The organism is Methylocystis rosea, assembly GCF_003855495.1.
Classification (GTDB): Bacteria; Pseudomonadota; Alphaproteobacteria; order Rhizobiales; family Beijerinckiaceae; genus Methylocystis; species Methylocystis rosea_A.
In genome coordinates this window covers 298223-311290 of sequence record NZ_CP034086.1, presented here as the reverse complement: position 1 = coordinate 311290, position 13068 = coordinate 298223, and the positions used below count along the sequence as shown (strand labels likewise).

15 protein-coding genes are annotated in these 13068 nt (G+C 64.4%); 9 read left to right on the top strand and 6 right to left on the bottom strand.

Annotated features, from left to right (window positions below; genetic code table 11):
• Positions 1 to 91: 91 nt before the first annotated feature.
• Positions 92 to 1294, top strand: coding sequence for a CobW family GTP-binding protein (locus EHO51_RS01415; RefSeq protein WP_124737388.1), 1203 nt, complete (start codon positions 92 to 94; stop codon positions 1292 to 1294).
• A 5-nt stretch (positions 1295 to 1299) separates the two neighbouring features.
• Here EHO51_RS01415 and EHO51_RS01410 read toward each other — a convergent pair whose 3' ends face one another.
• Positions 1300 to 2616, bottom strand: coding sequence for a cation:proton antiporter (locus EHO51_RS01410; RefSeq protein ID WP_124737387.1), 1317 nt, complete (start codon positions 2614 to 2616; stop codon positions 1300 to 1302).
• A 237-nt stretch (positions 2617 to 2853) separates the two neighbouring features.
• On the opposite strand from EHO51_RS01410, the gene EHO51_RS01405 reads away from it, so the two are divergent.
• Genes EHO51_RS01405 through EHO51_RS01395 form a run of 3 tightly spaced genes read left to right on the top strand, consistent with a single transcriptional unit; the run spans position 2854 to position 4310 of the window.
• Complete coding sequence (locus EHO51_RS01405; protein ID WP_124737386.1) at positions 2854 to 3621, top strand: ComF family protein; 768 nt, start codon at positions 2854 to 2856, stop codon at positions 3619 to 3621.
• A gap of 21 nt (positions 3622 to 3642) precedes the next feature.
• Positions 3643 to 3915: a glutaredoxin 3 gene (gene grxC, locus EHO51_RS01400; RefSeq protein ID WP_124737385.1), complete on the top strand. Its 273-nt coding sequence runs from the start codon at positions 3643 to 3645 to the stop codon at positions 3913 to 3915.
• Positions 3912 to 4310: a DUF1178 family protein gene (locus EHO51_RS01395; RefSeq protein ID WP_029648334.1), complete on the top strand. Its 399-nt coding sequence runs from the start codon at positions 3912 to 3914 to the stop codon at positions 4308 to 4310. Before grxC ends, EHO51_RS01395 begins: the two co-directional genes overlap by 4 nt.
• Positions 4311 to 4430: 120 nt before the next feature.
• Here EHO51_RS01395 and EHO51_RS20415 read toward each other — a convergent pair whose 3' ends face one another.
• Positions 4431 to 4586 carry a hypothetical protein gene (locus EHO51_RS20415; protein ID WP_164479322.1) on the bottom strand — a complete coding sequence of 52 codons (156 nt, stop codon included), beginning with the start codon at positions 4584 to 4586 and terminating at the stop codon, positions 4431 to 4433.
• Between the two features lie 55 nt (positions 4587 to 4641).
• Here EHO51_RS20415 and EHO51_RS01390 point away from each other — a divergent pair, with 55 nt between their 5' ends.
• Positions 4642 to 5007, top strand: coding sequence for an ArsR/SmtB family transcription factor (locus EHO51_RS01390; RefSeq protein ID WP_124737384.1), 366 nt, complete (start codon positions 4642 to 4644; stop codon positions 5005 to 5007).
• Entirely contained in the window at positions 5004 to 5537 is a 534-nt protein-coding gene (locus tag EHO51_RS01385) for an SRPBCC family protein (RefSeq protein ID WP_124737383.1), read from the top strand. The genes EHO51_RS01390 and EHO51_RS01385 overlap by 4 nt, the downstream gene beginning before the upstream one ends.
• Positions 5538 to 5601: 64 nt before the next feature.
• Here EHO51_RS01385 and EHO51_RS01380 read toward each other — a convergent pair whose 3' ends face one another.
• Genes EHO51_RS01380 through EHO51_RS01370 form a run of 3 tightly spaced genes read right to left on the bottom strand, consistent with a single transcriptional unit; the run spans position 5602 to position 9037 of the window.
• Entirely contained in the window at positions 5602 to 6204 is a 603-nt protein-coding gene (locus EHO51_RS01380; RefSeq protein ID WP_029648341.1) for a DUF1254 domain-containing protein, read from the bottom strand.
• Positions 6195 to 6785 carry a DUF1214 domain-containing protein gene (locus EHO51_RS01375; protein WP_124737382.1) on the bottom strand — a complete coding sequence of 197 codons (591 nt, stop codon included), beginning with the start codon at positions 6783 to 6785 and terminating at the stop codon, positions 6195 to 6197. The genes EHO51_RS01380 and EHO51_RS01375 overlap by 10 nt, the downstream gene beginning before the upstream one ends.
• A 17-nt stretch (positions 6786 to 6802) precedes the next feature.
• Positions 6803 to 9037 carry a transglycosylase domain-containing protein gene (locus EHO51_RS01370; RefSeq protein WP_124737381.1) on the bottom strand — a complete coding sequence of 745 codons (2235 nt, stop codon included), beginning with the start codon at positions 9035 to 9037 and terminating at the stop codon, positions 6803 to 6805.
• A 141-nt stretch (positions 9038 to 9178) separates the two neighbouring features.
• On the opposite strand from EHO51_RS01370, the gene EHO51_RS01365 reads away from it, so the two are divergent.
• On the top strand, positions 9179 to 9796 hold the full coding sequence (locus tag EHO51_RS01365; RefSeq protein WP_124737380.1) for a YcgN family cysteine cluster protein: 618 nt from the start codon (positions 9179 to 9181) through the stop codon (positions 9794 to 9796).
• A 108-nt stretch (positions 9797 to 9904) separates the two neighbouring features.
• On the opposite strand, the gene EHO51_RS01360 is transcribed toward EHO51_RS01365, so the two are convergent.
• The gene (locus tag EHO51_RS01360; protein WP_205788985.1) at positions 9905 to 10294 is read right to left on the bottom strand and encodes a hypothetical protein; all 390 of its coding nucleotides are present in this window, start codon (positions 10292 to 10294) and stop codon (positions 9905 to 9907) included.
• A gap of 823 nt (positions 10295 to 11117) precedes the next feature.
• Between EHO51_RS01360 and EHO51_RS01355 the strand changes: the two genes are divergently transcribed.
• Together EHO51_RS01355 and EHO51_RS01350 are read left to right on the top strand one after the other, a co-directional pair.
• Entirely contained in the window at positions 11118 to 11660 is a 543-nt protein-coding gene (locus EHO51_RS01355) for a hypothetical protein (RefSeq protein ID WP_124737379.1), read from the top strand.
• Positions 11614 to 12945 carry a DNA-packaging protein gene (locus EHO51_RS01350; protein ID WP_124737378.1) on the top strand — a complete coding sequence of 444 codons (1332 nt, stop codon included), beginning with the start codon at positions 11614 to 11616 and terminating at the stop codon, positions 12943 to 12945. The genes EHO51_RS01355 and EHO51_RS01350 overlap by 47 nt, the downstream gene beginning before the upstream one ends.
• The last annotated feature ends 123 nt before the right edge of the window (positions 12946 to 13068 follow it).

Here is a 13068-nt window from a genome sequence, read left to right as displayed (position 1 = left end):
CGTTCGTTCTGGAAACGCGCGGCGTTTTCGGCGAAGATGCGCGCCTTCCGCGAGCAGGAAATTCCTTCTGCTCCGGCGCGAGTTCCGCTGAATGAACGATCTGACCATGGCCGCCGCGAGTCGCGCGACGCGCGCGGCGCCGCCGCCAATTCCGCTGACCGTCATCACCGGCTTCCTGGGCGCCGGCAAGACCACGCTGCTCAACCGCCTGCTCGCCTCACCGGCGCTCGCCGAGACGCTCGTCCTCATCAATGAGTTCGGCGAGATCGGCCTCGATCATCTCTTCATCGAGAAGATCGACGGCGACATGGTGATGATGAGTTCGGGCTGCGTATGCTGCTCAATCCGCGGCGATCTGGTGAACACGCTCGAAGATCTGCTGAAGCGGCTCGACAACGGCCGGATCAAACCGTTTAAGCGCGTCGTGCTGGAAACCACTGGCCTCGCCGATCCGGCGCCGATCCTGCACACGATCATGTCCCACCCCTATCTGATGATGCGCTATCGGCTCGACGGCGTCGTGACGCTCATTGATGCGGTGAACGGCGAAGCGACGCTCGACGCGCATGAGGAAGCCGTCAAACAGGTCGCCGTCGCGGATCGGCTCGTCATCGCCAAGACGGATCTGCCGCAAGGCGCCGAGCGTGCGGATGCGCTGAAGGCGCGGCTCGCGCGGCTCAACCCGGGCGCGCTACAGCTTGACGCCGCCAAGGGCGAAGCGACGCCCGAAGCGCTGATCAATTGCGGCCTCTACGATCCCGAGACCAAGACGCCGCGCGTGAAGGAATGGCTCAACGCCGAAGCGGTGGAAGAGGCGCAGGCGCATGATCACGCGGACCATGAGCATGATCATGAGCATCACCATGAGCATGAGCACGAAACGCATGGCCATCGTCAGGACGTGAATCGGCATGACGCGCATATCCGCGCCTTCTGCTTTTCCTCCGAGACGCCGCTGACGCCAGCCTCCTTCGACATTTTCATCGACCTTTTGCGCCACACGCATGGACCGCGCATGTTGCGCGTGAAGGGAATCGTGGCGCTCGCCGATGATCCGTCGCGCCCCGTGGCGATCCATGGCGTGCAGCATGTCTTTCACCCGCCGTACCGCCTCGACGCTTGGCCGGGCGCGGACAGGCGCACGCGCATCGTCTTCATCGTCAAGGATCTCGACGAAGGCTTCGTCCGCGGACTCTACGGCGCGCTCGTCAATCACCCCGCGCCCGACCGTCCGGACGCGCAGGCGCTCACCGACAATCCGCTTACGCCCAGGCCGGGCGGCCTGTTCGGCTAAGCGCTCTATGCGCGGTTGAACAGATCGGCGACGCGGCGCTCGGCGTCCTGGAGCATCTCGATCCATCGAGGCGGCAGTTTGGCGAATGCGCCTGACGCTTGCGAAGAGAACCAATCGGCGACGGCGTGAGCGATGGACGATATGCTGCTCTCAAGGCGCGACGGCTGACGCGTTCCACGCAGCCAGAAGGCCAGCGTCGGGAACGCCGTGACGGTCACCATCGCGGCGCCCACAAGCGCGGACGCCGTCTCTGGCGCCATCTGCCCCCTCCCAACGCCGAGATAGGTGAGCGCGACGACAAGCGGCAGGGTGGTCGACGACAACAGCCCCAACGCCGGAATGTCCCGCTCGGGCAGCGTCCCGCGAAAAAGATTCAGCGGCGCGAGACGAATGAGCAGGAAGGCGGCGCAAAAAAACGCGAAGAGCGCGACGGTCGCGGGGCTCCTGACGAGCGCCATAAAGTCAAATGACGCGCCGCTCTCGATAAAAAACAGCGGAATCAAAAAGCCGGAGCCGATGGCGGTCAAACGATCCTTGAGGACTTCGGCCTTGGTGCCCCGCACCAGGACCGCGACGGCCATGCCCGCCATATAGGAGCCGACCACAAGCTCCATCCCCAACCTGTCGGCGAATGAGACGAAGCCAAGCAAGACGACGAGCGCGATTCGAATAGGCAGAAGCTCGCCGTCGCCAAGCCAATACACAATGCTTTCGGCGAGTCGGTCCGAACGCACCGTCTTGAGAAAAAAGATCGCGGCCAGTCCGAGCACGATGAAAAGCGCGCTTAACAGCGTCTGGTGCAGATGATGATTGTGCTGGGCCAGAACGATCGAGGCGAGAATGAGCGGTCCAAGTTCGCTGACAGCCGCGACGCCAAGGACGTAGCGTCCGAAGTCGTTATCGAGATCCCCCGACTGCCGCAAAACGGGGATCAATATGCCGAACGCCGTGGTCGGCAAGATCAGCGCGACGAGAAGCGGCGCTTCCACGAGGCCAACAAGATAAAGCAGTCCGGAAATGATGACCGAGAGGCTCAATGAAACGAGCCAAGCGAAAAGTCCCAGGCGAAGCGGCTTTCCGCTTATTTCCTTTTGGTTGAACTCGAAGCCCGCCTGAAAAAACAAATAGACCAGGCCAAACTCCATCAAAAAATTGACGGCGCCATCCCCCGCCACCAGCCCCGCCCCGCTTGGGCCGACGAGCATGCCCAGCAACAGTTCGATGGCGACGATCGGCGCGCGCGCAAAAGCCGGAACTCTGTTGAGCAGCGGCGCGAGCACGGCGATGCAGGAGATGACGAAGATCGTGTGGAATTCGCTCATGGCGGCGTCAATCTCCTAAGGGCTTCGCTTGGCGCAGTAACGGCGGCCTTGCCGCGCGGCCGGACAATGATTCTTTTGCTGACCCCTACGATGCGTTAGGGTCCCGCCTGTGCTCAAGTCCTGTTTTGTGATCAAGGGATCGTGGGTTCTTGGGTTCCTGGCGCCGCGCATTGCGCGCATCAGGTCGCAAAGCGCGGCCTGCCAAGCTTCTTGCAACGCTTGTTGAGTGGGTTGCCGATGATGCGGAGCCGAGCGACTGGCCTGCTTCGACCCCTGGCGCGGGCGGGACATGCGCTCCTCGACCTCATTTATCCGCCATCCTGCCTCGTCTGCCGAAGGGCGGTCGCCGCCCATGGCGCGATCTGCCCCGAGTGCTGGCGCGATATCGCCTTCATCGAGCGTCCCTATTGCGAGCGGCTCGGCACGCCGTTCGAACGCGACCTGGCGCAGCCGGGGCTGATCTCGCTGGAAGCGGCCGCCAACCCGCCCGCCTTCGGTCGCGCCAGGGCCGTGGCGCGCTACGACAGCGACAAGGCTCGCGCTTTGGCGCACCGGCTGAAATATTACGACCGGCTGGAGCTCGCCGAGCCGATGGGCCGCTGGATGGCGCGGGCCGGCGCCGAACTCCTCGCCGACGCCGATGTGATCGTGCCCATCCCCTTGCACCGGCTGCGGATTCTCGCGCGGCGGTTCAACCAGTCGGCGGCCCTGGCGCAGGCGATCGCGCGCGAGAGCGCCGTGCCGGTGGAGACCATGGCGCTGCAGCGCGTCAAGCCGACGGCGCCGCAGGTGGGGCTGACGCGGGCGCAGCGCGCCGCCAATCTCTCCGGCGCCTTTCGCGTCGACCCGGAGCGGATGGACGCCATCCACGGGCGCAATGTGGTGCTCATCGACGACGTGCTGACGACCGGGGCGACCGCCAACGCCGCGACTCGCGCTTTGCTCAAGGCGGGCGCGCCGCGCGTCGATCTCCTCGTCTTTGCGCGGGCCGTGACAAGCGCCTAGGCGCAGGCGTATAAGCGCGCCATGGCCCCCCGCATCGAAATCTACACCACGCCGACCTGCCCCTATTGCCTCGCCGCGAAGCGGCTGCTGACGCAAAAGGGAGCCGCCTTTGAAGAAATCTCAGTGGCGTGGGACCCGCTGGGACGCCGCCGCATGAGCCAGCGCGCCAATGGCCGCTCGACCGTTCCGCAGATCTTCATCGACGACAAGCACATCGGCGGCTGCGACGAGCTTCACGCGCTCGAAGGCGAGGGAAAGCTCGACGCGCTTCTCGCCAGCGGAGCGACGCCATGATCCGTTACTCCCTCATCTGCGACGCCGGCCACAGCTTCGACAGCTGGTTTCGCGACAGCGCAGGATTTGAAAAACAGGCGGCCGAAGGGCAGATCGCCTGCCCCTTCTGCGACTCGACGAAGATTACGCGCGACGTCATGGCGCCCCATATCGCCAAGCCGCGCGACGACGCGGCGCATGATCTGCGCGTGAAGCTGCGCGAACTGCACGACACGGTGGTCGCGCATACCGAAGACGTCGGCGACCGCTTCCCCGAGGAGGCGCGCGCCATGGAGGACGGCGAGACCGAGCGACGCGCCATCCGCGGTCGCGCCACCTTCGAAGAAGCGAAGGCGCTGCTCGAAGAGGGAATCGAGATTCTGCCGATCCCGGGTCTGCCCAGCGACAGCAATTAGCGCGCGCCTCTATCGCGCCGCCAAATGCAGGCCTCGCCCGATGTCATGCCCGACGCGCTAAGCGCGATCGGAAATCCAGAAAAAAACCAATCGTGCATGGCGTTGCCCCTGGATTACCGATCAGGCCATCGGCCTGTCGAGAAGTCGTCGTTGCGCGCCGCAGGCGCAGCAATCCATCGTCGCGCCGTCCATCTGAAGCGCTTCGTCGCCGCGCGCCTCGCAACGGCGCCCGCCATCATCGAAAATCGACCAAAGCAATTGAAAAAGCGCCGACAACCACTCATTCAACCAATTGGTTGACATTTGCGGGACGGCCGATATATTCAACCATATGGTTGAATTAGAAGCCCCCCAACTTGACGCCGTCTTTCACGCGCTCGGCGACGCCACGCGCCGGCGCATGCTTCGCGAACTCGCCAAGAGCGAACGAACCGTCGGCCAGCTTGCGGCGCCTTTCGCGATCTCGCTGGCTGCCGCCTCGAAGCACGTCAAGGCGCTTGAGAATGCAGGGCTGATCCGGCGCGAAGTGCGCGGCCGCGCCCATATCTGCCGCCTCGCTCCCGGTCCGCTCGCCAGCGCCCACGCGTGGCTGAGTTTCTACGCGCGCTTTTGGACAGACCGTCTGGATGCGCTCGAAGGCCTCCTCCTGACGGAGGACACAGGCCGTTCCAACGCCTGCAAAGGAGACGACTCATGACCGATCTTGCAACGCCAAATGCTTATGGCGCGCTTACCGAACCCGCCACCTTGACGATCGAGCGCCTTCTCCCCGGCCCCATAGAGCGCGTCTGGGCCTATCTCACGGAGAGCGAACTGCGCCGCAAATGGCTGGCGGCGGGGCCTATGGAGATGAAGGTCGGCGCGCCCTTCGAATTCGTCTGGCGCAACGACGAACTGACCGATCCGCCTGGTCAGCGGCCGACCGGCTTTGGCGACGAGCACCGGATGCAAAGCCGCATCACCGAGGTCGATCCGCCCCGCAAGCTTGCCTTCGCATGGCAAGGCAGCGGCGACGTTTCTTTCGAACTCGAGCCAAGGGGAGATCATGTGCTGCTGACCGTGATCCATCGACGTCTGCCCGACCGCGCAACCCTCTTGAAGGTCGGAGCCGGCTGGCACATGCACCTCGACATCTTGGTCGCCCGGGCGACAGGCAAGAAGCCGGCGCCATTCTGGGAAGGCTGGAGCCAGCTGCAAAAGGAGTACGACAAGCGGATGCCCGCCTGACGGCGCGTCTTAGGGTTGGCGACCGAAAGCCGGTCGCCAATAACCGCTACGGCGGGAAACCACGCTACCCCTGCGGCAGGTCGAAACGCTGGCAGCTGATCGCGCTCAAACGGCTGCGCGCGCGCTCCTGATCGGACGGGCGCTTGGCCAAGGAGCGGATCAGAATAAAGCCGCGCTTCGCCGGCGCCGTGAGGCGCACTTCCTGCGGCGGCGGCGCGTCGCCCTCATCGGCGCTCGTCAGCGCGTCGATCTGGCGCGCGTCGCCGACGACGATGTCGATCTTGCCCTTGATCGCCGAACGATCGGTCATGGAATGATAGATGCGGCCGGCGACGCCGTGAAATGAGAGCCCGAGAAAATCCTCGCCGTCGACGCTCGTCTTGACCCGCAGCGGACCCTTGGCGAGATCATAGACGCAGACCGCCTCGGCGAAGGCCGGGTCCTCGAAGGGCAGCGTCTCGGCGCCGGGCGCCATCTGCGGCAGCATCACCAAGCCTTCCGCCGGCGCGGCGCTCTTCACATAGGACGCGAGTCGCGCGAGCGCGTCGTTCGGCGCCAGGGTCGGCATCAGCAGCACCGAAACAATATGCACGATCCCCGCGACAAGCAGCGTCGCGAACAGCCACGGCAAAAGGTCGAGATAGCGATCGGGAATGTTCAGGCGCATCCGAGCTTCACGATTTTTGGAAAGGAATTTGGATCCGGAGTCGACTCGATGTCGAGCGGCGTATCATAGAGCCGCAGCATGACGACGAAGTCCTTCGCCTCGCCCGGCGACAGCCAATTGCCGGGCCGCGCCTCGCGCGCGACGTCGATCTCAAAGGCGCCGCCCTCCTTGCGCAGAACGTCGACCGAGGAATAGCCGTAGCGCTCGGTGGGATTGGCGAGGAGCCGGCCGTGGGGGTTCGCCAGCGCGATCGTCCAGAAGCGCGCGGCGGGCAAGGGATCGATAATCCGATATTCGCATTCGGCGCTCAGCGGCGCGCCATTGGAGTCGGCGCGCGCGATGAAGGCCAGTCCCTGATCGCGGCCGAGCGGCGCTTCTCCAGAACGCGAGATGACCGCCCGCGCATAAGGGTCGATATCGGCGCCGCCGATATGCGGCCAGGCGGTCCACGGCCCGGCGCGCAGAGAATTGAACCCATAGCCGGCGTTGAGCGACAGGATGGTCGCAAACAGGCCGATGCCGACGCCGGCGATCATCGCCGAGGCGGCGCGCAGATAATTTGCGTAAGGCTTGAGGTCCAAGGGTGCGCTCCCGCCGCTTAACGGATGACGCCGTCGGCGCCGCTCGCGCGCTGCGCCTCGCGCCGCACAGCGTCGGATGCGGCGGGGTCAGGCGCTTCGAGCGCGCTCTGCTTGTCGCCGCCGACCGCTTTGATTTTCGTTTGAAGCGATTCCAGCGCCTGTATCGCGCCCTTTGACAAGGTCGCGGGACGCTGCGGCGCGCCAAGTTCGAGCGGCTTGACGACATTGGCGTTCACGGCGGCTGTCGCGCCCTTGGGATCCGGCTTCAAGCCGACAATGGGCTTCAGGATCGCGCCCTGATGCGCATAGGCCATGATGTCGTGCCAAGTGCCTGCCGGCAGCGTGCCGCCGGTCATGTTGTTCATAGGGGCGTTGTCGTCATTGCCGTACCAAACGCAGCCGCCCATCGTTCCGGAATAGCCGCAGAACCAGGCGTCCTTATAGCCATTCGTCGTTCCGGTCTTGCCGATCACGTCGATGCCCTCGCCGAGCTGCGCGCGCTTGCCGGTGCCTTCCTCGACGACCTTCTTCATCATGCCGGCGAGTTCGACGACCTTGTCGAGCGGCACCGCCTGCGTTTGCGGCGGCGCGTCGCGGTCGTGGCGATAGAGCAGATCGCCCTGCCGGTTGCGGATTTCGACGGCGGCGTAAGGCGTGACCTTTTTGCCGCCGTTGACGAATGCCCCGTAGCCCGCCGAATGTTCGAGCAGGATCACGTCGCTCTGTCCGACCGGAAGCGAGGGCGTGTCTTCGAGCGGCGTGGTGATGCCGAGCCGCCGGCAGGTTTCGATGATCTTGGCGCGGCCGATGCGCGAATCGCCCTTGCCGATCGCCTGCGACAGTTGAATGGCGACCGTGTTCAAGGATTTCGCCAGCGCCATGGCGAGCGGCATCGAGCCGGCATAGCCGCCGCTGTAATTATGGACGCAGTAATTGCCGATGCAGGTCGGCCGGTCGGTGACGATGGTCGTCGGCTTGAAACGGCCGGTCATCAGCGCGGTGAGATAGACGTAGGGCTTGAAGGAGGAGCCCGGTTGGCGCGCGGCGTCGGTCGCGCGATTGAACTGGCTTGCGCCATAATCCCGTCCGCCGACGATGGCGCGCACGGCGCCGTCCGGCTCCATGACGACCGCGGCGCTCTGCTTGACATGGAAGCTGCGGCCCTGCTCGCGCAAATTGGTTTCGATGACGTCTTCGGCGCGCTTCTGGACGTTGGAGTCGAGCGTGGTGCGCACGCTGAGCACGCGATTGTCGCCGAGCTTACCTTCCTGCGCGAACTTGCGGATTTCGCCATAGGCGTAATCGAGATACCAGTCGGGGCTCGTCTCGCGGGCGCGGTCGATCGGCGTCGCCGGACTGCGCTGCGCCGCGATGATCTGGCTATCGGTCATGAAGCCGGAGTCGACGAGATTGTTCAAGACGTCATTGGCGCGCGCGCGCGCCGCCGGCAGATTGACGTGCGGCGCATATTTCGTCGGCGCCTTGAAGAGGCCGGCGAGCATCGCCGCCTCGGAGAGCGTGACGTCTTTGACCGACTTGCCGAAATAGAATTCGGCCGCCGCCTGAATGCCGAAGGCGCCGCCGCCCATATAGACGCGATCGAGATAGAGCTTGAGGATTTCGCGCTTGGTCAGATGGTGCTCGAGCCACAGCGCCAGAAAGGCCTCGTTGATCTTGCGGGTGATCGTGCGCTCATTCGACAGGAAAAGATTCTTGGCGAGCTGCTGGCTGATGGAGGAGCCGCCCTGCACCACGCCTGACGACCGGGCGTTGACGGTGAGCGCCCGCAGCGTGCCGATCACGTCGATGCCGAAATGTTCGTAGAAGCGGCGGTCTTCCGTCGCCAACACCGCCTTGATCAGATAGTCGGGATATTGATCGAGCGGCACGGCGTCGTCATGCTTGATGCCGCGCTGGCCGACTTCCGCGCCGTAGCGATCAAGGAAGGTGACCGCGAGGTCGGTCTGCTTGAGCCAGTTCTCGTCACTGGTCATCTGGAAGGCCGAGGACGCGAGCGCCATGGCGACGATGCCGGCGCCTAGACCAAGAGTCAGCGCCTCGCAGGAGAGCTCCACGCCGACCCGGGCAAGGCCGGAGACATGGAACCGCTCCATGAAGGTCGAAAAATCCTCATAGAGTTCGCGGGCGCGCCGCCCGCTCTGGTACATGGCGGAATCGATGCGCGCATCGATCGCGAGCAGGATGCGCCTCAAGCGCTTGGCGAAAGCAGAAGCCTGGAAACGCTCCAACACAGCTCAAATGCCTCCCGCGGCCGGCAAAACTTACCGGCGCTGCTTGGACTTTAACACTTTTTAAACCATCTTGACGACAGTCCGCGCGACTCACACTGCGTTATGGTTTCTGTCGCGCAAAGCGCAAGCCGAAAGAGAAGGATGGCGTTAAAAAAAGGCGAAAATGCCCCAGATCACGCTGCAGGCGGCTGGAGCCGCGGGACTCCGGAGAACGGGACGGGGTCCAAAAGTATGGAGCGCGCCGAAAAACCTCTCTCCAGTTTTTCGCAGCGTCCCCAGGAAGGGACCGCGCAGACCGAGGCGCCGTTCTGGGAACAGCCGCTTTCGGACCTCACCCGCGCCGAATGGGAACAGCTCTGCGACGGCTGCGGCCGCTGCTGTCTGGTGAAGCTCGAAGACGAGGACACGGGCGCGATTCACCACACGAGCGTCGCCTGCAAATTGCTCGACCAGCAGAGCTGCCGCTGCGGCGACTATCCGCGGCGGCGGCGCTACGTGCCGGACTGCGTGCGGCTGACGCTGGAGAAGCTTGCGGATATTCCCTGGCTGCCGCCGACCTGCGCCTATGTCCTGCGGCATCAGGGCAAGCCGCTGCCGCCCTGGCATCCGCTGATCTCCGGCGATCCCGAGAGCGTCTCTCGCGCCGGCGTGTCGGCGCGCGGCCGGATCGAGGCCGGCGAAGACGACGTCGAAACCGACGATCTGCCGGACTTCATCAGGCTGTGGCCAAAGCGCTGGCCGAAGAAGGCGCGGTGGTGAAATGGCTTCACCGACTCTTAAATGCGGGACTGATTCGGATATCGCCCTACGCGCAGCCGACCGAGAATCGCCGGAAATTTTGCGCGGGCATCCATCAGTTGGATCTGGCTATCTCTTCAGCGCGACCACTTCGTCGATTCGGTCGTCCTTGTCGTATCTCACTCGGAAGACCATCTCGTCGCCGGTGAAAAATACGCCTTCCGTCGGAGTCCCCACGACTTCCCATAACCCCAGCGTCACGACGTCGGCGGCGCCGTGAAAAACGGCGCGTCCCGCTTTCGTCCCCGCTGAATAGCCGTTCACGAATTTAAAAATTTCATATGTTCGGCCGTTCTTGGTTTCGGTTGCGGCGGGCATGCCGAATTCCGCCAGCATCAGCGTCCTGGAGGTCCCGACCGTGAACAAATCGACATTCTTTGCGTCGGGCTGCTTCGTCGCCATATAGACGCTGCATCCCGCCAGCGCCCAACAGAGCGCCGCGCCAATCAATATCCGCATGAAACCCCCAGCCGTCAGAATAAATTTTATTTAACGCCGCGCTATTCGAGAGTCGACTGTCGCTCGGCGCTCCCCTGTTGATTCCGCCGAGCGCGCGGCGAGCAAAGACCAGCGCCGTCAAGCAAACCGCGACCGCGCGCTGAAACAATCGCTGATAGCGTCAGTTCGCCGCGCCCGGTCTTGCAACGGCTCGATGAAGCTCTGTTGACAAGGGCGCTCATTCGTATCGAGTTCGCATCGAGCAGGCTTTTCAGCAGGGACAGCCGTGGCGTCGGAGACGGATTTCTAAACACTCTTTCGTTAACTATTCGCTCAACACAAACTCATTCGCCGGCGCAGACCAGCCACGGCCTCAAATCCTGTCGGGCATTTCCGGCTTCGCGCGTCGGCGCTTCGCTGGCCTCCCACTCTAATAGCCGCGCCGCTGCTTGCCCGGCTTTTATGATTTTATTCCTTGACAGCAGGACGATGGTCCTATAAAAAAGCGCCATGCTCCAAAATTGCGCTTGAGCGGCGCGAATGAGTTTACCGGCGCGGCGTCCTCTCCTCCCGTTCCCCCGCGCCCGCCTGATCCCCTCGCGCATCGAGACGCTTGTGTCTTGGGCCGAGGGGATCTTTTTTGGAGCGTTGCTGAAAACCAACTCGTCAGGCTCACGGCTTGTCATTCCCGACGCGCGAAGCGCGATCGGGAATCCAGGGGCGACATCAAACACGCTTGTTGTGACTCGGGATTCCCGATCAGGCCTGCGGCCTGTCGGCAATGACACCCGAGTCACTTGAGTAAATCAAACTCAGAACCAACAGCTCTTCCGGAGACTCGCAGATGCGAGCCAAATCCGTCCCGCCCTGCGACGAAAAGATCGCGCAGGCGAAGCTTCTCTATGACTCGGGCGTCACGCCCATCGGCGAAATTCTCGAACTGCTCGGCATGAGCGTCGGACAGTTCCGCCGCTTTCGCGAAACTCACGGCTGGCCGCTACGCGCCTCCGCCTGCGCGCCGAAAAAGCCGCAAGAGGCTGCGAACGCCGCAAAGAAACCGCGCGACGCGGGCCGGCTCATCGCGCGGCTCGAAGACGCGGTCGAGCAGGAATTCGCCCGCGCCGAAGCGGCGCTCGCCAAACATGCGCCCAAGACCATCGAGGCGAGCGCACGCACGCTCGCAAGCCTCGTCAAAACGCTCGCCGAATTGAAGCGCATGCGGCGCGAGAGCGAGGATAAGAAGAACGACGCAGACGATGACAGCGACCAATCCGTCGGAGACGCGAGCGAAGGAGGCGGCGACGCGCCGCCCCGCGAATTGGCCGAACTCCGCGCGGAGCTTGCTCGACGGCTTGATCGGCTGCGCGGCGCAGGGCCGACTGAATGAGGCGCTCGAAGGTTTGAGCGCGAGAGAACTGGCGCGGCTTCTCGACGAGTGGGAATTCATCGCGCGCCGCGATCAATGGCCGCCGCTGCTCGCCGCCAATGGCGCGCCGTGGCGCACATGGCTGATCCTCGGCGGACGCGGCGCGGGCAAGACTCGCGCCGGCGCCGAATGGGTGAAAGCGCTGGCGCTCGGACGCGCACAATTTTCGCTCCGCCCGCTCGGGCGCATCGCGCTTGTCGGCGAGACGGCGGCCGACGTTCGCGAAGTGATGGTCGAAGGCGTCTCCGGCCTGCTCGCCGTGCATTCGCCGCGCGAACGGCCGCGCTGGGAGACGACGCGCCGGCGGCTCGTCTGGGAGTCCGGCGCCGTCGCGCAGGCGTTTTCGGCGGAAGATCCGGAAAGCCTGCGCGGGCCACAGTTTCACGCCGCCTGGTGCGACGAACTCGCCAAATGGCGCTATGCCAGGGAAACATGGGACATGCTGCAATTTGGCCTGCGTCTCGGCGACTGGCCGCGTCAGCTGGTGACGACGACGCCGCGCCCGCTGCCGCTGTTGAAAGAGCTGATCGCCCATCCGGCGAGCGTCGTGACGCGCGCCTTGACGCGCGAGAACGCCGCCAATCTTGCGCCGTCGTTTCTGGAAAGCGTCGTCGCGCAATATGCCGGCACGCGATTGGGCCGCCAGGAGCTCGACGGCGAGATCCTCGACGAGCGCAAGGACGCGCTATGGACGCGCGACATGTTGGAGCGCGCCCGCGTCCCTGAGGCGCCGCCGTTGAGGCGCATCGTCGTCGCGGTCGATCCGCCGGCGAGTTCGGGCAAGCGCGCCGACAATTGCGGGATTGTGGCGGCAGGGATTGAACAGGCAGGCATGCTCTATGTTCTCGCCGATGCGACATTGTCGGCGGCGCGGCCGGCGCAATGGGCGCGCGCAGCGATTGCGCTCTATCACAAGCTTTCCGCCGATGCGCTTGTCGCCGAAGTCAATCAGGGCGGCGAAATGGTGCGCGCCGTGCTCAACGAAGCCGATCCGTCGGCGCCGGTGACGATGGCGCGCGCGACGCGCGGCAAATATTTGCGCGCCGCGCCGGTCGCGCAGCTTTACGAACAGGGCCGCGTCAAACATGTCGGCGCCTTTCCGGCGCTCGAAGACGAGATGTGCGATTTCGGCGCCGACGGACTTTCATCCGGGCGTAGTCCCGATCGGCTCGACGCGCTGGTCTGGGCGATCACCGCGCTGGCTTTGACGCCGAAAGCGCCCGAGCCGCGCATGCGGAGAGTGTGAAAGGGCGCATCCCCACCCTCCCCTCGACGGGGAGGGTCGCGACGAAGTCGCGGGGTGGGGTGGGTTCCTTATCGTTTCCATTGGTCACCCCACCCCGAACCGCTTCGCGGTTCGACCCTCCCC

Excerpts from the sequence above, each read along its gene's own strand:
- EHO51_RS01415 (WP_124737388.1), top strand. The coding sequence starts at position 92 with ATGAACGATCTGACCATGGCCGCCGCGAGTCGCGCGACGCGCGCGGCG.
- EHO51_RS01410 (WP_124737387.1), bottom strand. The coding sequence starts at position 2,616 with ATGAGCGAATTCCACACGATCTTCGTCATCTCCTGCATCGCCGTGCTC.
- EHO51_RS01405 (WP_124737386.1), top strand. The coding sequence starts at position 2,854 with ATGATGCGGAGCCGAGCGACTGGCCTGCTTCGACCCCTGGCGCGGGCG.
- grxC (WP_124737385.1), top strand. The coding sequence starts at position 3,643 with ATGGCCCCCCGCATCGAAATCTACACCACGCCGACCTGCCCCTATTGC.
- EHO51_RS01395 (WP_029648334.1), top strand. The coding sequence starts at position 3,912 with ATGATCCGTTACTCCCTCATCTGCGACGCCGGCCACAGCTTCGACAGC.
- EHO51_RS01390 (WP_124737384.1), top strand. The coding sequence starts at position 4,642 with ATGGTTGAATTAGAAGCCCCCCAACTTGACGCCGTCTTTCACGCGCTC.
- EHO51_RS01385 (WP_124737383.1), top strand. The coding sequence starts at position 5,004 with ATGACCGATCTTGCAACGCCAAATGCTTATGGCGCGCTTACCGAACCC.
- EHO51_RS01380 (WP_029648341.1), bottom strand. The coding sequence starts at position 6,204 with ATGCGCCTGAACATTCCCGATCGCTATCTCGACCTTTTGCCGTGGCTG.
- EHO51_RS01365 (WP_124737380.1), top strand. The coding sequence starts at position 9,179 with ATGGCGTTAAAAAAAGGCGAAAATGCCCCAGATCACGCTGCAGGCGGC.
- EHO51_RS01360 (WP_205788985.1), bottom strand. The coding sequence starts at position 10,294 with ATGCGGATATTGATTGGCGCGGCGCTCTGTTGGGCGCTGGCGGGATGC.
- EHO51_RS01355 (WP_124737379.1), top strand. The coding sequence starts at position 11,118 with ATGCGAGCCAAATCCGTCCCGCCCTGCGACGAAAAGATCGCGCAGGCG.